Origin of the sequence: Methylobacterium ajmalii (assembly GCF_036448855.1) — a bacterium.
GTDB classification, from domain to species: domain Bacteria; phylum Pseudomonadota; class Alphaproteobacteria; order Rhizobiales; family Beijerinckiaceae; genus Methylobacterium; species Methylobacterium ajmalii.
In genome coordinates, this window is record NZ_JAZFXT010000031.1 from 87,565 (window position 1) to 109,751 (window position 22,187).

At 66.4% G+C, this 22,187-nt stretch carries 17 protein-coding genes; 7 read left to right on the forward strand and 10 right to left on the reverse strand.

Annotation, left to right across the window (positions count from 1 at the left end):
- Positions 1–72: 72 nt before the first annotated feature.
- Positions 73–1,134, reverse strand: a complete 1,062-nt coding sequence (locus tag V3T34_RS15925) for an SDR family oxidoreductase (protein ID WP_305077499.1) — start codon at positions 1,132–1,134, stop codon at positions 73–75.
- 190 nt (positions 1,135–1,324) lie between these two features.
- Between V3T34_RS15925 and V3T34_RS15930 the strand changes: the two genes are divergently transcribed.
- Together V3T34_RS15930 and V3T34_RS15935 are read left to right on the forward strand one after the other, a co-directional pair.
- Positions 1,325–1,552, forward strand: a complete 228-nt coding sequence (locus tag V3T34_RS15930) for a hypothetical protein (RefSeq protein WP_060848429.1) — start codon at positions 1,325–1,327, stop codon at positions 1,550–1,552.
- 57 nt (positions 1,553–1,609) lie between these two features.
- Positions 1,610–3,589 carry a potassium transporter Kup gene (locus V3T34_RS15935; protein ID WP_407942712.1) on the forward strand — a complete coding sequence of 660 codons (1,980 nt, stop codon included), beginning with the start codon at positions 1,610–1,612 and terminating at the stop codon, positions 3,587–3,589.
- Between the two features lie 13 nt (positions 3,590–3,602).
- Here V3T34_RS15935 and V3T34_RS15940 read toward each other — a convergent pair whose 3' ends face one another.
- Positions 3,603–4,043, reverse strand: a complete 441-nt coding sequence (locus V3T34_RS15940) for a bleomycin resistance protein (protein ID WP_305077500.1) — start codon at positions 4,041–4,043, stop codon at positions 3,603–3,605.
- A 138-nt stretch (positions 4,044–4,181) separates the two neighbouring features.
- On the opposite strand from V3T34_RS15940, the gene V3T34_RS15945 reads away from it, so the two are divergent.
- The 3 genes from V3T34_RS15945 to V3T34_RS15955 all read left to right on the forward strand — a co-directional run bounded on the left by V3T34_RS15945 (position 4,182) and on the right by V3T34_RS15955 (position 10,366).
- Positions 4,182–5,537: an NAD(P)H-dependent oxidoreductase gene (locus tag V3T34_RS15945; RefSeq protein ID WP_305077501.1), complete on the forward strand. Its 1,356-nt coding sequence runs from the start codon at positions 4,182–4,184 to the stop codon at positions 5,535–5,537.
- Positions 5,538–5,724: 187 nt separating this feature from the next.
- Positions 5,725–7,059: an MFS transporter gene (locus V3T34_RS15950; protein ID WP_305077502.1), complete on the forward strand. Its 1,335-nt coding sequence runs from the start codon at positions 5,725–5,727 to the stop codon at positions 7,057–7,059.
- A 1,507-nt stretch (positions 7,060–8,566) separates the two neighbouring features.
- Positions 8,567–10,366 carry a hypothetical protein gene (locus V3T34_RS15955; protein WP_305077503.1) on the forward strand — a complete coding sequence of 600 codons (1,800 nt, stop codon included), beginning with the start codon at positions 8,567–8,569 and terminating at the stop codon, positions 10,364–10,366.
- A 345-nt stretch (positions 10,367–10,711) separates the two neighbouring features.
- On the opposite strand, the gene V3T34_RS15960 is transcribed toward V3T34_RS15955, so the two are convergent.
- On the reverse strand, positions 10,712–11,116 hold the full coding sequence (locus V3T34_RS15960) for a carboxymuconolactone decarboxylase family protein (protein WP_305077504.1): 405 nt from the start codon (positions 11,114–11,116) through the stop codon (positions 10,712–10,714).
- A gap of 58 nt (positions 11,117–11,174) precedes the next feature.
- Complete coding sequence (gene hydA / locus V3T34_RS15965; RefSeq protein WP_305077505.1) at positions 11,175–12,671, reverse strand: dihydropyrimidinase; 1,497 nt, start codon at positions 12,669–12,671, stop codon at positions 11,175–11,177.
- A 296-nt stretch (positions 12,672–12,967) separates the two neighbouring features.
- Here hydA and V3T34_RS15970 point away from each other — a divergent pair, with 296 nt between their 5' ends.
- Positions 12,968–13,951 carry an MBL fold metallo-hydrolase gene (locus V3T34_RS15970; RefSeq protein WP_407942713.1) on the forward strand — a complete coding sequence of 328 codons (984 nt, stop codon included), beginning with the start codon at positions 12,968–12,970 and terminating at the stop codon, positions 13,949–13,951.
- A 36-nt stretch (positions 13,952–13,987) separates the two neighbouring features.
- Here the strand turns inward: V3T34_RS15970 and V3T34_RS15975 are convergent, their stop codons facing one another.
- Genes V3T34_RS15975 through V3T34_RS15990 form a run of 4 tightly spaced genes read right to left on the reverse strand, consistent with a single transcriptional unit; the run spans position 13,988 to position 17,588 of the window.
- Positions 13,988–14,641 carry a class II aldolase/adducin family protein gene (locus tag V3T34_RS15975; protein ID WP_305077507.1) on the reverse strand — a complete coding sequence of 218 codons (654 nt, stop codon included), beginning with the start codon at positions 14,639–14,641 and terminating at the stop codon, positions 13,988–13,990.
- Positions 14,634–15,962: an NTP/NDP exchange transporter gene (locus tag V3T34_RS15980; protein WP_305077508.1), complete on the reverse strand. Its 1,329-nt coding sequence runs from the start codon at positions 15,960–15,962 to the stop codon at positions 14,634–14,636. Before V3T34_RS15980 ends, V3T34_RS15975 begins: the two co-directional genes overlap by 8 nt.
- The gene (locus V3T34_RS15985; RefSeq protein ID WP_305077509.1) at positions 15,959–16,678 is read right to left on the reverse strand and encodes an NADPH-dependent F420 reductase; all 720 of its coding nucleotides are present in this window, start codon (positions 16,676–16,678) and stop codon (positions 15,959–15,961) included. The genes V3T34_RS15980 and V3T34_RS15985 overlap by 4 nt, the downstream gene beginning before the upstream one ends.
- Positions 16,668–17,588 carry an aldo/keto reductase gene (locus V3T34_RS15990; RefSeq protein WP_305077510.1) on the reverse strand — a complete coding sequence of 307 codons (921 nt, stop codon included), beginning with the start codon at positions 17,586–17,588 and terminating at the stop codon, positions 16,668–16,670. The genes V3T34_RS15985 and V3T34_RS15990 overlap by 11 nt, the downstream gene beginning before the upstream one ends.
- Positions 17,589–17,897: 309 nt before the next feature.
- Between V3T34_RS15990 and V3T34_RS15995 the strand changes: the two genes are divergently transcribed.
- Entirely contained in the window at positions 17,898–19,583 is a 1,686-nt protein-coding gene (locus V3T34_RS15995; RefSeq protein WP_305077511.1) for a methyl-accepting chemotaxis protein, read from the forward strand.
- A 26-nt stretch (positions 19,584–19,609) separates the two neighbouring features.
- Here V3T34_RS15995 and V3T34_RS16000 read toward each other — a convergent pair whose 3' ends face one another.
- Both V3T34_RS16000 and V3T34_RS16005 read right to left on the reverse strand, forming a co-directional pair.
- Positions 19,610–20,848 (reverse strand): cytochrome P450, encoded by a 1,239-nt coding sequence (locus tag V3T34_RS16000; protein WP_305077512.1) that lies wholly within the window; start codon positions 20,846–20,848, stop codon positions 19,610–19,612.
- Between the two features lie 16 nt (positions 20,849–20,864).
- The gene (locus V3T34_RS16005) at positions 20,865–22,076 is read right to left on the reverse strand and encodes an ABC transporter substrate-binding protein (protein WP_305077513.1); all 1,212 of its coding nucleotides are present in this window, start codon (positions 22,074–22,076) and stop codon (positions 20,865–20,867) included.
- Positions 22,077–22,187 lie beyond the last annotated feature (111 nt).

Here is a 22,187-nt window from a genome sequence, read left to right on the forward strand (position 1 = left end):
CGCAACCAGGGATTGATCCACCGGTTCTCGATTTGTCGTCGCCCGGCCGCGGCGCGGCGGGGCGACGGTGTGTCAGGGTATCAGGCGGTCGGCCCGCAGGCGGCCGAACAGGTCGCGGAAGGCGTCGTCGGTGGGCTGGTAGTCGAGGAAGCCGAGGCGGCGGCTCTTGCCCATGTCGGTGACGACCTCGATCGGCCGGCCGAGATCCGCGTCGGTGTGCCAGGGCGAGGCGAGACGCTCGAGCCGCGGCTCGGCGAGGCCGTGCCTCTCCGCGATCTTCGCCCAGAGCGGGGCGTCGCCCTCCATCTGCCGCTCCAGCGGCCGGACCGTCCCGTCGAAGGGCGCCGGCTCGATCCCGAACCAGGCGGCGATCCGGCCCCACATCCAGCTCCAGCGGAAGACGTCGCCGTTCACCACGTTGAAGTCCTGGTTCCGCGCCTGCGGCGCCGTCGAGGCCCAGAGCAGGTGGCGGGCGAGAAGCCGCGCGTCGGTCATGTCGGTCAGGCCGTTCCACTGCATGGCCGAGCCGGGGAAGCAGAACGGCCGCCCGGTCTCGCGGCAGAGCGTGGCGTAGACGGCGAGCGTGGTGCCCATGTTCATCGCGTTGCCGACCGCCTTGCCGATGATCGTGTGCGGGCGATGCACGCTCCATGAGAACCCGTCGCGCTCGGCCGCGGCGAAGACCTCGTCCTCCTGCGCGTAGTAGAAGTTCTCGACCGGCAGCCGTCCCTGCTCCTCGCGGAACGGGGTCTGGGGCACCGCGCCCTTCCCGTAGGCCTCGAACGGCCCGAGATAGTGCTTGAGGCCGGTCACCAGCGCGGCGTGGCGCAGGGTGCCGGCCGGCCGCAGGGCGTCGAGGAGGTTGCGCACCATCGCGCCGTTGACCCGGATCATCTCGGCCTCGGTCGGCCGGCGCATCCAGGTCGACAGCACCAGGCGGGTCGGGCGGTGCGGGGCGAGCGCCGCCCGCAGGCTCTCCGGGTCCTGCAGGTCGGCGACCACGGGCGTCACGCCCTCCTGCGCGCTCGGGCTGCGGGCCAGCCCCAGCACCGTCCAGCCGGCCTCGCGCATCACCGCCGCGGCAGCGCTGCCGACGATGCCGCTGGCGCCGGCGATCAGCACGGTTTCCGTCATGTCCACGTCCTTTGTGAGAGCTTTCTCGCCGGGACAACGCGGGCGGGGCGGATGGGTCCCTTCGGGCCGTCCGGCCGGTAGCGCTCCCATCAATGGCGGTGGCCGGGGAACGGACCGCTCGAATGCGAGCGATGTCCTGAACCATGTCGCCATGCATCCGCGGTACGCTTCCGGCCTTGGGAGACTTCCGATGAACGACGCCCTCCGTACCGCGACCTCCGGCCTCCTGGCCGCATCCCGCCGGTTCGACATGGCCGCCGGGCGCCTCGCCCGGGCCGGGACCAGCCTTGAACCGGCCGGAAACGACCTCGCCACCGCCGCCGACTTGGTAGGCGCTCGCATGCAGGTCCGCCTCAACGCCGCGACCTTGAGGGCTGCCGACGACGTCGCACGCCGCCTTCTCGACGTGAGGGCATAACTTCCTCGCCTAAGCCGCGGAGGGGGTGGAGCCCCGCGCCCCGATCCGCGTTCCTCGATGCGGCAGCGGGGCCCGGGGCGCCCGGGCGTGCCGGCGGAGGCGCCCGTGGGTCAGCTCGTCACGGCGGATGAAGACACCGCATCGAAACCGGCGGCGCAGGAGCCGGCCGGGCGCCTGAAGCCCGCCCTGGTGCTCGGCGCCCTCGGCGTCGTCTACGGCGATATCGGCACGAGCCCGCTCTACGCGTTCAAGGAGGCGGTCCGGGCGGCCGGCCACGGCCAGGCCGAGCCCGCCGCGGTGGTCGGCGCGGTATCGCTGATCCTGTGGGCGCTCCTCGTCGTCGTGTCGCTCAAGTACGCGGTGCTGATCCTGCGCGCCGACAATCACGGCGAGGGCGGCATCGTGGCGATGCTGGCGCTGCTGGGCGCCCGCCACGCCGAGCCGCGCAGCCGGGCCGGGCTCCTCCTGGTCGTCGGCCTCGTCGGCGCCGCGCTGCTCTACGGCGACGGCGCGATCACCCCGGCGATCTCGGTGCTCAGCGCCGTCGAGGGGCTGAAGGTCGAGGCGCCGGGCCTCGCCCGCGCGGTGGTGCCGATCACCCTCGTCATCCTGGTCGGGCTCTTCGTGATCCAGAGCAAGGGCGCGGCCTTCATCGGGCGGATCTTCGGGCCGGTGATGCTGGTCTGGTTCGCGGTCCTGGCGCTGCTCGGCATCGGCGGCATCCTGCACGCGCCGCAGATCCTCGCGGCGCTCAATCCGCTCAAGGCGGTCGAGTTCCTGACCCATGCGGGCTGGCACGTCAGCTTCGCGATGATCGGCGCCGCCTTCCTGGCGGTCACCGGCGGCGAGGCGATGTATGCCGATCTCGGCCATTTCGGCGCCCGGCCGATCCGGCTCGCCTGGTTCGGCCTGGTGCTGCCGGCGCTGGTGATCAACTATTTCGGGCAGGGCGCCGTGCTGCTGGCCAAGCCCGACGCGATCGAGAATCCGTTCTATCACCTCGCCCCCGACTGGGCGCACTACCCCCTGATCGGGCTGGCGACGCTCGCCACCGTCATCGCCTCGCAGGCGATCATCTCGGGCGTGTTCTCGCTGACCCAGCAGGCGATCCAGCTCGGCTTCCTGCCCTTCATCCGCATCGTCCACACCGCCCGCGACGCGCAGGGCCAGATCTACGTGCCGGCGGTGAACTGGCTCCTCGCCGCCGCCACCCTGAGCGCCGTCCTGATCTTCGAGACCTCGGACGCGCTCGCCGGCGCCTACGGCATCGCGGTCTCGCTGCTGATGGCGATCACGACGTTGCTCGCCGCCCTCATCGCCCGGCGCTGGGGCTTCAACCCGCTGCTGGTGCTCGCGGTCAACGGCGTGTTCCTGCTGATCGACCTCGTGTTCCTGGCCGCCAACAGCGTGAAGGTGTTCGAGGGCGGCTGGTACCCGCTCGTGCTCACCGCCATCGTCGCCGTGACGATGCTGACCTGGCTCCAGGGCACGCGGCTGATCGAGGCCCACCGGGTCGGCGCCCGCCAGGACGAGGGCGCGTTCCTGGCCGCTCTGCAGGCGCAGCCGCCAATCCGCCTGCCCGGGGCGGGGGCGTTCCTGTCGGCGGCGACCAAGGGCATCCCGCTCCACATGACCCGGTTCCTGGAGCGCAGCCACGCCCTGCCGGCCCGCTGCACCATCGTCACCGCGCTCTACGAGGAGACGCCGGTGGTGCCTGCATCTGAGCGCGCCGAGGTGACCCGGATCGCCCCCGACCTCTACCGCGTCACGCTCCGCTACGGCTTCATGGAGGACGCCTCGATCCCCGACGGCCTCGCCTGCGCGGTCGCCCATCGCGGCCTGCCGGCCGACTTCGTCGAGGACGTCACGGTCTTCGTCGGCCACGAGACGGTCATCCCCAAGCGCGACCACCGCGGCATGGCGGCATGGCGCGAGACCCTGTTCGCCTTCATGATGCGCAACGGTGAGCGCACCGGCGCCTTCTTCTGCGTGCCGGCCCGGCAGGTGGTGGAGGTGGGGACGGAGATCGAGATCTGACGCGGATCCGGGGTCAAGGCGCCCGCCCGCTCGCGGGCCGCTCACCGAGCCTTGCGGCAAGGCGCAGCAGGTACCCATCCGGGTCCTGCACCAGGAACTGGCGCTGGCCGACCTCGACCTCGCCGGCCCGGTCCCACTTGTCCTCGACCGCCATGAAAATCGGCCAGCCCGCGGCCTTGAGCCGGTCCAGGATCGGCTCCACCGCCCGGACCCCGATCTCGAAATTGATGCCTCGGCCCAGAGGCGCCTCCAGCGACCCGGTCTCCCATTGCCGCGAGGCGGGGTGGCGCGTCTCCAGCATCACCTGCGCCCCGTCGAGGTCGAGATAGGCGAAGCCGTCCTCCGGCCGGTCGTAGGCGACGCGGAAGCCGATCAGGTCGACCCAGAAGCGCAGGCTCGCCGCGAGGTCGGCGATCAGGAGCTCCGGGGTCAGCCGCGCGAAGGTAAAGGCCATGTCCGTACCCCATCCCCGCCCGGCCATCCGCGCCGGTTGACCTCATGCTGCCGATCCGTGACGCTTGCCGCAACGGCGCCCGCAACGTGCGCCGAGGGAAACGCCGAGGGCGGCCGGCGGCCGCCCGGGGGAGGGGACATGAGCCTGTACCACAAGCTCGCCGCGCGGGCGGAAGCCGGGAATCCGGTGCGGATCGGGGTGATCGGGGCCGGCAAGTTCGGCTCGATGTTCCTGTCGCAGGCGCCGCGCACGCCGGGGCTGCACGTCGTCGGGATCGCCGATCTCGATCCGCAGCGGGCGCGGTCCGCGCTCGCCCGGGTCGACTGGCCGGCGGAGCGCTACGGCGCGAGGAGCGTCGCCGAGGCGCTGCGCGAGAGCACGACCTTTATCACCGACGACGCGGAAGGGCTGATCGCGTCCGACGGGATCGAGGTGATCGTCGAGGCGACCGGGCATCCGGGCGCCGGCATCCGCCACGCGCTCGCCTGCTGCCGGCACAAGCGCCACATCGTGATGGTCAACGTCGAGGCCGACGCGCTGGCCGGCCCGCTCATCGCCCGCCGGGCGGCGGAGGCCGGGATCGTCTATTCCTTCGCCTATGGCGACCAGCCGGCGCTCATCGCCGAGATCGTCGACTGGGCCCGCACGGCGGGGTTTCGCGTGGTCTGCGCCGGCAAGGGCACCAAGTACCTGCCGGTCTACCACGCCTCGACCCCCGACACGGTGTGGGGCCATTACGGCTTCACCGAGGAGCAGGTCGCGGGCGGCGACTTCAATCGGCAGATGTTCAACTCCTTCCTCGACGGCACCAAGTCGGCGCTGGAGATGGCGGCGGTGGCCAATGCCTGCGAGCTGACGCCCCCGCCCGCCGGCCTCGCCTTCCCGGCTTGCGGCGTCGACGACCTGCCGACCCTGCTGCGCCCGCGATTGGCCGGCGGCATCCTGCCGGTGGACGGGACCGTCGAGGTGGTGTCGTCGCTGGAGCGCGACGGCCGCCCGGTCTTCCGCGATCTGCGCTGGGGCGTCTACGCCACCTTCGAGGCGCCGTCCGACTACGTCCGCAAGTGCTTTGCGGAGTACGGCCTGAAGACCGACCCGAGCGGACGCTACAGCGCGATGTACAAGCCCTACCACCTGATCGGGCTCGAACTCGGCCTGTCGGTCGCCAGCATCGCGGTCCGGGCCGAGCCCACCGGCACCACGCGGGGTTTTTCCGGCGACGTGGTGGCGACCGCCAAGCGCGACCTGAAGGCCGGCGAGCGCCTGGACGGGGAGGGGGGCTACACCGTCTACGGCCGGCTGATGCCGGCGCGGGACTCGCTCGCGGCCGGCGGCCTGCCGATCGGGCTGGCGCACGGCCTCACCCTCATCCGCCCGGTCGCCGCCGGGCAGCCGGTCGCTTGGGACGACGTGTCGTTCTCGGGAGACGACCCGGCGATCCGGTTCCGGCGGGAGATGGAAGACGTGTTTCGCGGGGAGGCCGGCGCGGCCTGATCCGGGGCCTGGCGTCATTCCGTGCAGGAATGATGTCGGTCCGCAACGGTCTTGGACAGTGGGGCGCCGCGTCTCCAAGATCGCGGCCAAGATCGCAGGCGAAAGGTCGGCCGGGGCGCCGCCCCGGCCGACGCCGCACCGGGGGGCTCCTGCGTGAGGCTTGCGAGACGACCGGAGGAACGACCCCATGAGTCTCATCACCCTACGCGCGGATGCGCGGTCCGAAACCCCGCCCGCGGCGGTACTGGCCCCACCCGACGAGGCGGCGCGCCGGCGCGGCGTCGTCGCCGCGGTGATCGGCAACACCCTCGAATTCTACGACTTCACCACCTACGCGTTCTTCGCCGTCGCGATCGGCCGGACCTTCTTCCCGGCCGGCGATGCCTGGGTCAGCCTCCTCGCCTCGGTGGCGACCTTCGGCATCGGCTTCGTCACCCGGCCGATCGGCGGCGTCGTCATCGGCGCCTATGCCGACCGGGCCGGCCGCAAGCCCGCCATGATGCTGACCATCGCCCTGATGGCGGTCGGCATGCTGATGCTGGCGCTGACCCCCGGCTACGCGACGATCGGCATGGCCGCGCCGGTCCTGGTGGTGATCGGGCGCCTGATCCAGGGCTTCGCGCTCGGCGGCGAGGTCGGCCCCTCGACCGCCTACCTCATCGAGAGCGCGCCTGCGGGCCGGCGCGGCCTCTATGCCAGCTGGCAGATCGCCAGCCAGGGCCTCGCGACGCTCTGCGCCGGTACGGTCGGCGTGCTGCTGTCGCTGGGCCTGAGCCCCGACCAGATGCAGGACTGGGGCTGGCGGATCCCGTTCCTCCTCGGCCTGCTCATCATTCCGGTCGGACTCTACATCCGCCGGGCGATGCCCGAGACCGCTGGCGAGAGCGCCGGCCCCGCCGAGGCGACCACCGGTGCGGTGCTCGCCCGGCTGCTGCGGGACCACGGCCGCATCCTGGCGCTGGTCGTGCCGATCCTGCTCTGCGGCACGGTCTCGACCTATGTCGGCAACTACATGACCACCTACGCGATCACGACGCTGAAGCTGCCGGCGGGCCTCTCCATCGCCGCGACGGCGGTGGTGGGCGCCTGCATCCTGGTCTTCGCCGTGCTGGCGGGCCTCCTCTGCGACCGCTACGGTCGGCGCCGGGTGATGATCGTGCCGCGGGTCCTGCTGCTCGTCGCCGCCTATCCGGCCTTCCTGCTGATGACCCGGGTGCCCGGCCCGGCGACGCTGCTCGGCATGTCGGCGCTGCTGGCGGCCCTCAGCGCCATGAGCGCCGCCGCGAGCCTGGTGGCGATCCCCGAACTGCTGCCGCGCAGCGTGCGCAGCGCCGGCCTCTCGGTGGCCTACGCCTTCGTCGTCACGGTGTTCGGCGGCACGACGCAACTGGTGGTGACCTGGCTCATCGGTGTCACCGGCGATCCCCTCGCGCCGGCTTGGTACGTCATCGCGACGAGCGTGGTGGGCGTCGGCGCGATGCTCGCCACGCCCGAGACGAAGGAGGCGGCGCTCGCCGCATAGGTTGGTGCGTGGCGGCCCGGGCCAGAATCCGGTCGATGGTGGCCATAGGACAGGCCGCTCTCCGCCCACAATGACCATTTCGGATGCCGCGATTGAGTGTCGGAAAACAGGTATTTTACGACATACGAGATGCATACCTATGAAGGCACCAGCCTCCCACCGTTCATGTCCAAAGCTCTCACCTCGGGCCACGCAAAGCTATCTTCCTCATCGGATAAGACCTCGTGCATGATGCCATGATGCCAAGAAGGACCACTGCACGGGCCTACCAGCCAATGCCTGAATAGGGGGTGCCCGGTCGGACAGCCAGTTCGAGAATGAGGCGGCGGATGCCTATCATAATCCAACGGCTTGCTTGAGTTACGCTCAAACCCCGCTGCACGCTCACAAAATTGCGGTGGGTCAGGCGCTGCGGGCACGAGGGCGTGCTCGATGCGATGCAACGCTCAATCAGATGCCAAAGGCGATGATCCGTCGTTAAAACGTGAAGTATCCGTGCTTCGCGATAAATGCCTGAATAAGGGCAACACACTTCCTGATACAAAAATAGCACATCACAAATTATATTATTTTGATTTCCCAGTGAATGATGTAGATCTTATGATCTATAATTTATACTACATAGTGCCAATTATGCTAATTATGATATGAATTACGCGTGTGTAAATTTTCTTGCGAAGCTCATAAATTATTTATAGTGGGAAAATCCACGTTCTTACACCGCTTTCAACCCTCATATCATGCGATTAAATTGTGCGTCATAATATTTCTTTTTCACATATATCATAAAATACGTATTTTTAATACTATAAATTTGATATTTGTCTTAATGAGATAACCTGGTAGTATTTTATATATTCAATTATATATTGAAATATTGTTGATAATAACCCGCATTTGCTATCTCGCCTCTGAAGTTAAAGCATGAAAATTCTGCCAGATCCGCTATGAGTTGCATAAGTTGCGAGTCGGCGTAAAAGCAGTTAGCAATCTGGTTGCCACCTTTTGTGACTTGAGGGATTCCGATGCGCCAACGGGTAGTCATAATATTACCTTGCTTGGCCTTCCTCATAATTGTTGGATTTATGTTTTCATTTATATTTTTCACTTATGGCTCCTATTTGAATAGCGAAATAAGTGATCATTATTTTCAAGACGGTAAAGGCGCGTCTGATCAAGCACAAACATTTCATACTTCTATCGTTTTATCTTGTGGGGCAGTTCTAGGAATTTTTTCTAAGATAATTTTTGATTTACTTGAGGCATCAGATGATTATATAGATCACATACTAAGTAGTAAAATACATATGATACGGTCGTCTCTTAGGCTTGTATTCTACCCAATTATACTGACTCCTGTTGTTTTGATCGCATTATACTCAAGGATTGAAAATAATTCTAGCGATATAATCAGCTTTTTACTTTCTTATCAAAGCGGCTTCTTTTTTCAAACGGTACTCGGAAGAAAGACAATCCCACCTCTATCTACAGATTAAGGGTTTCTATTATGTGGAACATCTTGATAGTAATTATCTTTTCGATAATATCGTTAAAGGCCACCGATGCTTTCGCTCAGTTTGCAGAACTCCATCAAAAAGATCGCTTAGCTTCAACGCATGCTCCGATCGTACAAAATATGCTTGAGAGCACGCCAACCATTGCTTCGCGATTTCAATCCATACGTGTAAATCAGCCATACAAATCGGGTAGTTTGAATATATATTTAATAAATAATGATGCAGATTTTAGTGATATAACTGACCATACAACAAAAAGATATCTAAACAATATTCGAAAAAACGCTCGTGCCATACCTCCAGATAGCATATTTATAGATAACGACCTATTATCCATTCTTGCTTTTAATGCTCAGATTGATGTTTGGTACAGAGCTGAGTCTACTCGAATTGGTATTGACATGATTACAAAGAAAAAACCGCCTATGGACCGATCAAAAGTACTTTTTCTAGCGTCGCGCGCTGGGAGGATGGCCGGAATACTTTCAGATATTGATAGATATGATGCGCTGTTTTCCAAAAAACGTGACTTACCTGATCCGACGGTTCTTGGAACAGCTACGTCGATTGCAGGGCAGGTTTTTAATCTTCCAAACTCGAAATTCAGTAGTAATAGATTTCTAATTCAAGCATCTCTCGCTCCTCTTTTGTTCCATGAAGTTGGTCATTTAACGGCTGGAGCAGAAGGAGATTTTTATTCACTTATTGCTGATTTTTTTGATAGACGGGCACGAGAGAAGATTAAAATTATGGAACAAAAAGCTGATGAATTTTCCGTTCGTGCGATTGCGGATCTATACAATGCCCAAAAACTTTCAAATGAACCTTTGCTAAAAATGTATCAAACGGTCTATCTTCGTCAACCTGCAATAGCATCCATTAAATATATGAGAGATGACGCTATAATCAAGTTATTTGATGGCTATCGAGGTCTAAAATATGAAGATCTGTTTTTTGAAATTTATCATCGCGCATGTGGTATAGCTTATAACTCTTCATATGAAGATTCACGAAATATAATTTATGGGAAGTTTGGCTATGTTCCGATTTTGAGACTAAAAGAAAGAGAATTTATAAAGCAACAAGTCAACAAATATTTATCGTCTAGCACGCATATTCATGGGATTATTCGTAGCAATGCATTTTTTGAAATGCTTCAATCTATTACAACAGAAGATTTATCTGGACTTAGTTATTTATATAGCCGAATGCTCGATAGACTAATAAATGATGAAAAAGAACTTTTTCCTGGCTATTTTCCTGATAAAGGCCTTGGTGTTTCATCATCGGACGTTTTGTCGATACTTGGTGCCGCCAACGTTGAGATGGGCCAATCGTGCGAAAATTGCAAAGTCGGTGAGTTGAAGGATGGTTATGTCGAAGTACTAGGTGATGACAATAACCTCGGGGTTATTAGATTAATATATTATAACAACCCTGAAGCGGCAGACCGAGTTGATAGAAGTTTAGTCTTGCTATATACATTAATTGCTTCTATAAACAAAAATGTTAAGGAAGAGCGTCGCTTTATGGAAAAAATACTTATGGTCAATCGAATGGATAGTGATATTTGTGGATATTCTGATAATATTCAATCTCTTGGTGGTATAACAATTAAAATGCGAAGATCTTTTAGAGAGCGTGCGCACATGATAACAATCATGGCTGGCGAAGACGCCGATGAAAATTTTTTGATTGGGAAATATAGACCAAAGGATCCTCTGACTGAAGCCGGTATAAGAGGCATAACGCCAAATTTAGTTATTAGACCTCAAGAAATCTATAAATAGATAGTTGTTATATTAATTTTATAACAAAACAAATACTGAATATTGCATTGATATAATGGATATTCCATCAGTCCGGGTTAGATGTTTCTGACTCCAAGCGGTCATCCAGCTTGTAACGCTCGACTGTACGGAAAACATGTGTTTGACGGTGAAATGCCGGCCAGCCGGATAGCCGACCCATCTCCACCATGAGACCCGCGCGACAAACCCTGTCGGATTGATGCCGTATACGGAAACCTAGCTCGGAGGGTTTTTCGGACAGGCCGGCCGGGCACGTCCGGACGTCAACCGCCGATCTCCGCCCTCTGAAGCCGCTCGCATGGTCGAACCCTCCATGGTTGAGCCCTACACCTCGAACTCCCGGTCCACCGGCACCTGCATGCCGGTGACGAGCGCGTTCGTGGTGTTCGCCATCCCGATCACCGCCAGCAATTCCCCATACTGCGCCTCGGTCATGCCCTTGGCCCGCGCGGCGGCGGTGTGGGAGTGGATGCAGTAGCTGCAGCCGTTGGCGGTCGAGACCGCGATGTAGATCAGCTCCTTGGTCAGCGGGTCGAGGGCGCCGTCGGCGGCCATCACCTGCTTGAGGTCGGCCCAGGTCCGCTCCAGCACCGTCGGCTGGTTGGCGAGCGCGCGCCAGAAATTGTTGATGAAATCCGAGCGGCGCAAAGCCCGGATGTCGTCGAACACCGCCTTGACGCGGGGATGGCCCTCGGCCTCCGCGTCGCTCCACAGTCTCACGGTCGCCATGCCGGTTCTCCCGAGGAAACCGGCATGGTCGGTGAGGGCGCGGCCGACGTCCAGGGCGTCAGCGCCGGGCCGCCGCGTCGAACCCGTCCGGCACCCGGCCCGACGGCGTGGCGAGCGCGTAAGGCCCGCGGGCGAGGAACCGGCCCGAGCCGGGTTCCGCCAGCACCTGTCCGTCCCGCACCGCCACCTCGCCGCGCCGGATCGTCATCGTGGGCAGGCCCTTCAGGCGCATCCCCTCCCAGGGGGTGTAGTCGATCGCGTGGTGCAGGTCCGAATTGGTCAGCACCCGCTCGGCGTCGGGGTTCCACAGCACGAGATCCGCGTCGGCGCCGGGCGCCAGCGTCCCTTTCCGGCCGGCCAGCCCGAACAGGCGGGCGGCGTTGGTCGAGGTCAGGCGCACGAAGGTCGGCAGGTCGATCCGCCCGGCCGAGACGCCCTCGGAGAACAGCACCGGCAGCCGGGTCTCGATCCCCGGCACGCCGTTCGGGATCGCGTTGAAGGCCGGCATCCCGTCGGGCCGGGCCTTCGCGCCGCCCTGGCCGTAGCCGCTGCTGCCGGGATCGCGCTTGGCGGTGGCGAAGGAGAAGCCGCAATGGTCGGAGGAGACGACGTCGAGCGTCCCCTCGCGGATGCGGGCCCAGATCCGCTCGGATTCGCCGGGCGCGCGCAGGGCCGGCGAGCACACCACCTTTGCGCCCTCGAAATCGGGCTTGGCCAGGTCGTCGGTCGAGAGGGTCAGGTATTGCGGGCAGGTCTCGCCCCAGACCTTGACGCCCCGGGCCCGGGCCCGGGCGATTTCTTCGGCCGCCTCGTCGCAGGAGACGTGGAAGACCTGGATCGGCTGGTCGACGAGTTCGGCGAGCGCGATGGCCCGGTGGGTCGCCTCGCGCTCGACCACCGGCGGCCGGGCCCAGGCGTGCTGGAGCGGGTCGGTGAGGCCGGCTTCCAGCAGCGCGCGGATGCGCCAGCCGATGGCGTCGTAGTTCTCGCAATGCACCGTCACGAAGGCGCCTAAGCGTCGGGCGGTCGCCAGCACCTCCAGGAACTGCCCGTCGGTGAGCCGCAGGGGATCGTAGGTCAGGAAGACCTTGAGGCTGCGGATGCCGCGGGCCACCAGCGCCGGCACCTCCCGCTCCAGCACGTCGGGCGTCGGGTCGGTGATGATCTGATGGAAGCTGTAATCGGCCCGCGAGGCCCGCGCCCGGGCCTCGTAGCCGGCCGCGGTGGCGGCGATCGGGTGCCCCTTCCATTGCGGCACGAAGCAGATGAACGAGGTGGTGCCGCCAGCCAGCGCCGCGGCCGAGCCGCTCGAAAAACTCTCCTCCTGCACGCCGCCGTCCTCGGACGGCTCCTCGATGTGGCAGTGGGGGTCGAGGCCGCCGGGCGTGACGATCATTCCCCTGGCGTCGATCTCCTCCGCCCCGCGCCGGAGGTTCCGGCCGACGGCCGCGATCACCCCGTCGCGCACCCCGAGATCGGCCTCGAACACCTCGGCCGGGCCGGCCAGCGTCGCCCCGCGGACAACCAGGTCGTAGTCGAAATCGTGGCTCGGCATCGCGGTTCCTCCCCGCGGGCGGGTGTAGGAAGCGCCTCGAAACGCTGTCAATTCCGCCAGCGCGGCGACCGGCGCGGTTGCCGTCCGGTTGGGCAGGGGGCCCGCAATTCGGGCGGGGAGGGCGCCGGCCGTGCCCGGGCGGGAGGCACCTGACCCGACGGCCGGTTTGACAACCCGTCCGGGCCGGCGGACAACCGTCGCACCGCAGAGGTTCCGGCCGCGCCGAGCCGACGGGGATCCCGCCGGCCCGGCGCGCGCATAAAGGCGCCCGCGGCCAGACGCGTGGAGGAACCCCAATGACGATTCGCCAGGATGGCCCGAGCCGGCGCGGCCTGATGCTCGGTGCGGCGGCGGCCGCGGTGGCGACCGGGCTGCCCGGCCCGGCGGGCGCCAAGGCGCCGATGCTGCGCAGCCAGAGCCCCTATTTCTACCGCTTCGCCCTCGGCGACGCCGAGGCCACCATGGTCTCGGACGGCACCCTGCCGCTCGGCGACCCCCATGCCAACTTCCTCGGCCTGACCCCGGCCGAGATGGACGCCCAGCTCAACAGCAACTTCCTGCCGCTGTCGAACGCGGTGCTGGAGCAGAACATCCTGATCCTCAACACCGGCAGCAAGCTGGTGCTGTTCGATACCGGGATGGGCGCGCTCAAGCTGTTCGGGCCGACCACCGGCAAGCTGCTGACCACGATGCGCCAGGCCGGCATCGACCCCAACGACATCGACGCCGTGGTGATGAGCCACGCCCATGTCGACCATTGCGGCGGCTGCGTCGGCGACGACGGCAAGCCGCACTTCCCCAACGCCCAGTACTACATCTCGCAGGCCGATTTCGACTACTGGACCGACCCCGCCAAGGTGCCGGCGTCGTTCGGCGCCTTCCTCGACACCGCGCGCAAGAACCTGCTGCCGATCCGCGACCGGCTGGTCTTCGTCAAGGACGGCCAGGAGTTCCTGCCCGGCATCCAGGCGATCGCGGCGCCGGGCCACAGCATCGGCCACACGATGTTCATGATCACCTCGGGCAAGGACAGCCTTTGCTACCTCGGCGACCTGACGCACCATCCGGTGCTGCTGATGGAGAAGCCGCTGACCGAGTTCGCCTACGACACCGACCCGAAGCAATCGGCCCAGACCCGGCTCAAGATGCTGACCATGCTGGCCAAGAACCGCATCCCGGTGCTGGCCTACCACTTCGCCTGGCCGGGCATCGGCCACGTGGCGGAGAACGGGCAGGGCGGGTTCCGGTACTATCCGCAGGCGATGAAGATGGAGCTTTAGGAGCGGCGTCGGGGCCGGCGCGTCATGCGCGCCGGCTCACCCCGCCTTCGGCCGCGGCCCGTACGACTTGAACCGCTCCATCGCCTCCGTCACCTCGGCCTCGCTCAGGATGTGCGGCCGGCCGACCTGGAGCGCGACCGCGTATTGCCGGCACAGGGTCTCGAGCTCGACCGCGAGCCACAGGGCCTTGGCGAGAGTGGGCCCGGTGGCGATCATGCCGTGATTGGCGAGGAGGCAGCAGGTGCGGTCCTGCAGCGCCTCCAGGGCCCGCAGCGACAGCTCTTCGGTGCCGAACAGCGCGTAGCCGCCGCAGCGCACGGTCGGTCCGCCGGCGGCGGCGATCATGTAGTGGGCCGCCGGGATGTCCTTCCGGCACATCGCGAAGGCGGTGCAGTAGGTCGGATGGGCGTGGACGATCGCCCGGACGTCGGGGCGGGCCTGCAGGATGTCGCGGTGGAAGCGCCACTCGGAGGAGGGGGGCAGCGGGTGGTCGGACCGGCCGTCCATGCCCATCGGCACGATGTCGCCGGGCGTCATCTCGCCGTAGGGCAGCCCCGAGGGGGTGATGAGCAGCCCCTCGCCGAACCGCACCGAGACGTTGCCGGAGGTGCCCTGGTTCAGCCCCTGCTCCGCCATCTCGCGGCAGGCCGCCACGACGGCTTCGCGCAGATCCGCTTCGGTCTCAGCCATTCCTCGCCTCCGCCGGCGCCTCCGTCCCGTCCCCCGCCATAGCCTCCTGCCGGCGCCCGAGCCAGAGGCCGTTGACGAGCCAGGCGAGCGACAGGGGCACCGCCACGACCGAGAGCGCGGTGGCGCTCAGGCCGAGCCAGGCGACGAGGGCGTAGGACCAGGCGCCGACCTGGTCGCCGAGGCGGTACACCACCGTGTCGATGAAGGCCTTGGCCTTGTAGCGGTCCTCCCGCGGCAGCACCGTGAACAGCACCTCGCGCACCGGCCGGGCGATGGCGAAGTTGCCGGCCCGGCGCAGCACGCCGAACACCACCACGCTGGCGATGGTGGGCGCCACCGCCAGCAGCCCGAAGCCGAGCGCGCTGACGAGCGGCAGGATCGCCAGCGTCACCCCGACGCCGAGGCGCCTGACGATGCGCCCGGTGAGGAAGAGCTGCACGCCGAGCGTCAGCACGTTCACGGCGAGATCGACCGAGGCGAAGAACGTCGTCTGCGAGGCCCGGTCGGGGAAGCTGCGCTTCGCGATGCCGGCCTGCTCGAAGTACAGGAAGGTCGTGGTGATCGAGAACAGGAGCAGGAACAGGCAGATGCCGAGCAGGTAGGGCGACGCGAAGACCCGGCCGATCCCCGCGAACGGGCTGCCGCCGATCGCCTGCGTGGCCGCCCCGGGCTCGCGCGACAGCGCGTCGGAGACCCGCGACAGGCCCCGCATGCTGAAGACCGCGACCTCGAGGAGGGCGGCCGCCGCGAGGAGCAGGAACGGCGTGGGCACGTCCCGCGCCAGCACGGCGGTGACGGCCGAGCCGGTGATGGCCCCGAGCGTCGCGCCCGCCGCGATGAAGCCGAACAGCCGCTTGCCCTGCTCGGTGTCGAACACGTCGACGATGGTGGCCCAGAAGATCGAGACCACGAACAGGTTGAAGATCGACAGCCAGACGAAGAACACCCGGCCGATCCACACCGCCTCCTCGGGCCCGCTGCGATAGAGCACCACGGCGAAGACCAGGATGTTGGCGGCGAAGAAGCGGTAGGTGAGCGGGACGAAGCGGGACCGCGGCAGGGTGCGGACCAGCCAGCCGAACGGCACGTTGAGCACCAGCATGCCCACCAGCGTGGCGGTGAACAGCCAGGGCAGGTTCTCGAGCCCGCCGGCCAGCCCCATCTGGTCGCGGATCGGCCGCATCACGTAGTAGGACGAGAGCAGCGCGAAGATGTAGAGCCAGGCCCAGCCGAGAGCCGGCACCTCCTCGGGCCGCACGTCGGTGAGGCGCCGGAGCCAGGCCGGCACCTTCAGGCCGGCCTGCGCCGCGTCAGGGGTCATTCGGCGACCCCGAAGGCCTTGCGGGCCTCCGGGCCGGTGGCGTCGCGCTGGAAGCCGGGGCTGCCCATCTGGAACTTTTTCGCCGCATCGAGGCCGCCGACCACCACCGGGTCGAAGCCGGCATCGCGCACCAGCGCGGCCGCCACCGCCAGGGCCTGCGTGTCGTCGCCCGCGATCGGCACCGCCATCGGGGCGCCGCCGCGATGGGCGTTCTGGGCGAAGAGCCGGTAATTGGCGGCGTTGAAGGCCCGCACCAGCCGGGCACCGGGCAGGTACCTGGCCGAGACCGCACCGATCCCCTCGTTCTCGGCCTCCGTCGCCAGGTCGCCGTCGCGCGCCTTGGTGGCGTTGCCGGCATCCAGCACGACCTTGCCCTTCAGGGAAGCGCCGTAGGTCTTCCCGAGGTCCGGATAGGCTTTGTACGGCACCGCGATCAGCACCGCGTCGCCGAAGGCGAGGGCCTGCTCGACCGTGCCGGCCTTGGCGAGCGGCCCGAGCTTCTCCACCAGCGGCTTCAGGTCCTCCGGATGGCGCGAGGCGAACATCACCGGATGACCCGCCTTGACCCACAGCCCCCCGATGGTCCCGCCGATGTTGCCGCCGCCGATCACGGCGATCGGGATTTTCGCATCCTGGGCGAAGGCGTCCCCCGCGGACCCGGCGGCGAGCGCCAGGGCCATCGCTCCGGCGAGCAGCGTGCGACGATCACAGGCCATCGATGAACTCCTCCATCTTGCGGCGTAGGGCGGCGTCCGGCAGGCGCCCGCGTGCGGCGCCGAGATTGTCCTCGGCGTAGCGCAGCTGCGCGGTGCCGGGCACCGGGCAGGTCACCGCCTCGTGCGACAGGACGTACTTGAGGAAGAATTGCGGCCAGCTCCTGCAGTCGAACTCGGCGGCGAAGGGCGGCAGCTCACGGCCGCGCACCAGATTGAACAGCCGCTCGCGCCCGAACGGCACGTTGACCATCACGGCGATGCCGCGCTCGCGGGCCAGCGGGAGGATGCGCTCGGCGGCCTTGCGGGCATCGACCGCGTAGTTGACCTGGATCACGTCGAGTTTTTCGGTGTTCATCAGGGCTTCGAGATCGCCGTACTGCCCCTCGGCCCAGGTCGTGGCGCCGAGGTAGCGGATGCGCCCGGCCGCCTTCATCTCGCGCAGGAGCGGCAGCTGCACCGCCGGATCGATCAGGTTGTGGACCGCGATCAGGTCGATCCGGTCGGTGCCGAGGCGGCGGAAGGACTGCGCGATCTGCGCTTCTCCCGCCTCGCGCCCCCGCGCCGCCACCTTGCTGCACAGGAACACCCTGTCGCGCAGCTTCGTCTCGGCGAGGATCCGGCCCAGCACCTCCTCGGCCCGGCCGTAATCGGGCGCCGTGTCGATGACCGTGCCGCCGAGCGCGACGAACCGCGCCACCGTCTCGCGCAAGGGCGCCATCGCGTCCGAATCCGGCGCCACGTCGTAGCGCCGCGAGGTGCCGATGCCGACCGCCGGTACCGTCTCGCCGGTGGAGGGAATCGGACGCCGGATCAAGCCGGGCTCCTGCGCGAGAAGCCGGCCCGGATGCAGGCTCGCGGCCAGGGAGCCGGCAATTGAGCCGGCCAGCACGGCGCGGCGATGGGGCAGCATGCGGCGTCTCCTCGGTCGACCTGCCCGTCACGAGCTAGGGCGACGCCGCGCATCCACCATGCCCGGCCCGGACACGACCGCTTGAGGCCCGCCCACACCGCAGCGGGCGAGACCCGGCACGGATGAGGGGATGTGCCGATCGTTTTCCTCAACCGGCGATTGACAAGACTGGGATATGTAACCGTTATTCAGACGATTTCAAATAATGCTAAGAACACGTGCGGCCCGCTGTTAATCCCGATGGCGAAGCGTGGGCTCGCGCTTCTCGGCGCCGCCGACCCGCGCTCCGCCCCGACCATGAGACGTCCGATGCGCCTGCTCAAAAACCTGAAGATCCTCCCCAAGCTGGTCGTGGCCTTCGGCAGTCTCGTGGCGATCACCCTGACGGTGAGCGCGGTGAGCTACGCCAGCCTCCACTCGATCAAGGATCGGATCGCCTGGACGGACCACACGCAGGAGGTGCTCCACACGGTCTCGGCCATCCTCGCCGCGATGGTCGACCAGGAGACGGGCGTACGCGGCTACCTGATCTCGGCCGATCCGCAGTTCCTGGCGCCCTACCGCCAGGGGCGGACGACCTACCGGTCCGCCTTCGGCGAGGCCAAGCGCCTCACCGCCGACAACCCGGCGCAGCAGGCCCGCCTCGACGAGCTCGACCGCAGCGCGACCGCCTGGATGAGCGAGATCGCCGAGAAGGAGATCGCCCTGATGGCCGAGCCGGGGACCCGCGAGCGCGCTCGCGCCCTCCAGGCGAGCGGGTCCGGCAAGGCGATGATGGACGCCCTGCGGGCGAAGGCGTCGGAGATCCGCGCGGTCGAGGTCGGCCTGATGGCGAGCCGCATGAAGGAGCAGGAATCCTCCTTCGCCCTCGCCTTCGCGATGAACCTCGTCGGGATCCTCGCGAGCCTCGCCGTTGCCACCGTGATGGCGCTGATGGTGTCGCGCACTCTGGTGTCGCCCCTTCGGGCGATCAGCGCCGCGATGGGCCGGCTCGCCGAGGGCGACAGGACGGTGGTGGTCGCGGGCGTCGAGCGGGGCGACGAGGTCGGCGAGATGGCCCAGGCGCTCGAGGTGTTCAAGCGCAACGCCGTCGAGGCCGAGCGGGCGGCGGCCGCCAAGGAGATCGAGGACGAGGCGCGGATGCGGCGCGCCCGGGCCCTCGACGAGATGGCGCTGGACTTCGAGCGCACGGTCTCGGGGCTGACCACGGCCGTTGCCGGCGCCGCGACCGAGATGGAGGCGACCGCCCGCGCCATGACCGGGGTGGCCGAGGAGACGACCCGGCAGACCGTGACCGTGGCGGGCGCCGCCTCGCAGACCTCCGCCAACGTGCAGACGGTCGCCGCGGCGAGCGAGGAGATGACGGCCTCGATCCAGGAGATCGTCCAGCAGGTGACCCAGTCGTCCCGCCTCGCCGCCCGGGCAGTGGAGGATGCGGCGCGCACCAACGCGGCTGTGCAGCGCCTCGCCGGCACGGCGGAGCGGATCGGCGACTTCGTCGCCACCGTGTCGAGCATCGCCGGCCAGACCAACCTCCTGGCGCTCAACGCCACCATCGAGGCGGCGCGTGCCGGCGATGCCGGCCGCGGCTTCGCCGTGGTGGCGGCGGAGGTGAAGGACCTCGCCGGCCAGACCGGCAAGGCGACGGATGAGATCGGCGCGCGAATCGGCGAGATCCAGGGGGCGACCCGCGAGGCGGTGGGGGACATCCGCCAGATCGCCAAGGTGATCGAGGACATGTCGAGCTACGCCGCCAGCATCGCGGCGGCGATGGAGCAGCAGGGCAGCGCCGTTCAGGAGATCACCCGCAACGTGCAGCAGGCGGCGCGCGGCACCGAGGAGGTCACCGGCAACATCGTCGGCGTGCGCGACGGCGCCGGCCAGACCAGCGCCGCGGCGTCCCAGGTGCTCGGCGCAGCCCAGGACCTGGCGCGCCGGTCCGAGCGGCTGACCCACGAGGTGACGACCTTCCTGGCCCGGGTCAAGGCGGCCTGAGGGGCCGCAGCTCCCCGGTCCGGCCGTCAGGCGAGCCGGGCCGGCAGGTGCAGGAAGCCGCGGAAGCGCACCCGCGGCGAGCGCTCCGGCATCCCGTCGAGGCGGTAATCCGGAAAGCGCGCGAGGAAGCGGGGGAGCGCGATCCGGCCCTCCAGCCGGGCCACCGCCATGCCGACGCATTGGTGGATGCCGCTCGCGAAGGCGAGGTGGCGGTTGGGGTCGCGGGCGACGTCGAACCGGTCGGGGTCGGGAAATTGCGCCGGGTCGCGGTTGGCCGCGCCGATGCAGAGCGTGATCTGGGTGCCGGCCGGAAAGACCTGCCCGTCGATCGCGAAATCCGTCGTCGCGACGCGGTTGCCGAGCTGGTTCGAGCTTTCGAAGCGCAGCACCTCCTCCACCGCCTTGCGCATCAGCTCCGGCTCGGCGAGGAGCCGCGCCCGGGCCGCGGGATGCTCGGTCAGGAGGTGCAGCGCGTTGCCGATCAGGTTTGTGGTGGTCTCGTGGCCGGCATTCAGGATGAAGATGCAGTTCTGCAGCAGCTCCTCGGGCGAGAGCCGCTCGCCGCCGACCTCGCCCTGGATCAGCCGGGTGAGGATGTCCTTGTCCGGGTCGCCCGGATGCCGGCGCCGGTCGTCGACGAGGCGGTCGAGATAGGCCAGGAACGCGGTCACCGCCCGGTTGCCGTCCGCCTCGACCTCCGGCGGCAGGACGGGCTCGAGGGCGCCGAGGATCGCCAGCGACCAATCCCGCAGGGGCCCGCGCTCGTACCGCGGCACGCCCAGCAGGTTTCCGATCACCTCGACGGGGATCGCGGCGGCGAAATCCTCGATCAGGTCGATCGTGCCGCGCGCCGCAGCCCGGTCGAGGAGATCGTCGACCAGCGCCACGATGCCGGCCTCCATCGCGGCGACCGCCCGGGGGGTGAGGGCGCCCGCGATGATCCGCCGGACCCGGGTGTGGCGCGGCGGATCGTTGAAGACGAGGCTCGTGGTGTGGTGGCGGTAGAGCGGGGAGGGGGCCTCCCCCGCCCCCGACCCGGCTCCGAACTTGGCTCCGAACTCGACGGTCTTGTCCGAGCTGAAGGTCGCAGCGTCCTTGTAGACCCGCTCCAGGTCGGCGTAGCGCGAGAGCAGGATTTGTCCCTCGCCGAGCCGATGCACCGGGGCGTGCTCGCGCAACGCCGCGTAGACCGGATAGGGGTTCGCGATGAAGCCGTCCGGCAGGCGCCGGAGGTCGAACCCCTCGGCGAGGGCGGGGTCGCTCATGCGGTCCACGCCCGGGTCACCCGCGCCCGTTCGGCGCGCAGGCCGGGTTCATCGGCAGGAAGGCCTCCCCCTGCGGGATGGTGCGCAAGACCTCGTAGAGGTCCCACGGGCCCTTGCTCGCTGCCGGGTCCTTGGCCCGGTAGAGCACCGGATCGTAGAGGAGCCGCCCGTCGGCCCGCAGGGTGGCCGGGTGGTCGAAGAACGCCACCGGCAGGCTCCGCATGGCCGCGTTGGCGGCGACCGCCTCGTCGGTTCCGGCCTTGTCGACCGCCTTCAGGTAGTGGGTGACGGCAGCATAGATCAGCGCCTGGTTCTTCGTCGGCATCGCGCCGGTGCGGTCCTGGAAGCGCTTGGCGAAGGCCCGGGCGGCGTCGTTCTGGTCCCAGTAGAACGCAGACGAGAAGGTCAGGCCGCGCGCCACCGGCAAGCCGAGGCCCTTGATGTCGGTGACGTAGACGAGGAAGCCGGTCAGCGTCTGGCGGCCCCCGGTCAGGCCGAACTCGTCGGCCTGCTTGACCGCCTTGGTGAAGTCGTCGCCGACGCTCGCGAAGGCGACCACGTCCGCCCCCGAACTCTGGGCCTGGAGCAGGAAGGACGAGTAGTCGGCGGTGTTGATCGGGTGGCGCGAGGTGCCCACCACCTTGCCGCCGAGCGACTCGACCACCGTGGTCGCCTCCTTCTGCAGGGCGTGGCCGAAGGCGTGGTCGACGGTGATGAAGTACCAGGACTTGCCGCCCCGCTCGAACACCGCCCGGGCGGTGCCGGCGGTCAGCGCGTGGGTGTCGTCGGTCCAGTGGGAGCTGACCGGCGAGCAGGTCTTGGCGGTGAGGTCTGAGGTCGCTGCCGCGGTGATCATCACCGTGCGGTTCTTCTCCTTGGCCACCGCCTGGACGGCGAGCGCGATCGCCGTCACCGGCAGGTCGACGATGGCGTCGACCCTGTCGACGTCGTACCAGCGCCGCGCCAGGCTCGAGGCGACGTCGGGCTTGTTCTGGTGGTCGGCCGAGATGATCTCGACCGGCTTGCCCCGGACCTTGCCGCCGAAATCCTTGGCCGCCATCTCGGCCGCCGCCACCGAGCCGCGCCCGCCGCTGTCGGCATAGGGCCCCGAGAGGTCGGTGAGCACGCCGATGCGCACCACGTCGTCGGACATCTGCGCCGCGGCCGGCGCGCACAGGACCGCCAGTGTCAGGGCGGCCGCGCACAGGCCGGTGGTGAAACGGTTCATCGTGGTCTCCTCCCGGGCGCCCGCGTCGTTCCCGCGCGTGGTCGCCCGTTGTCGTCACTTATCCCTTCACAGCCGATCCGCGGCGGGCTGGCAAGGGCAGTTCTGCGGGCC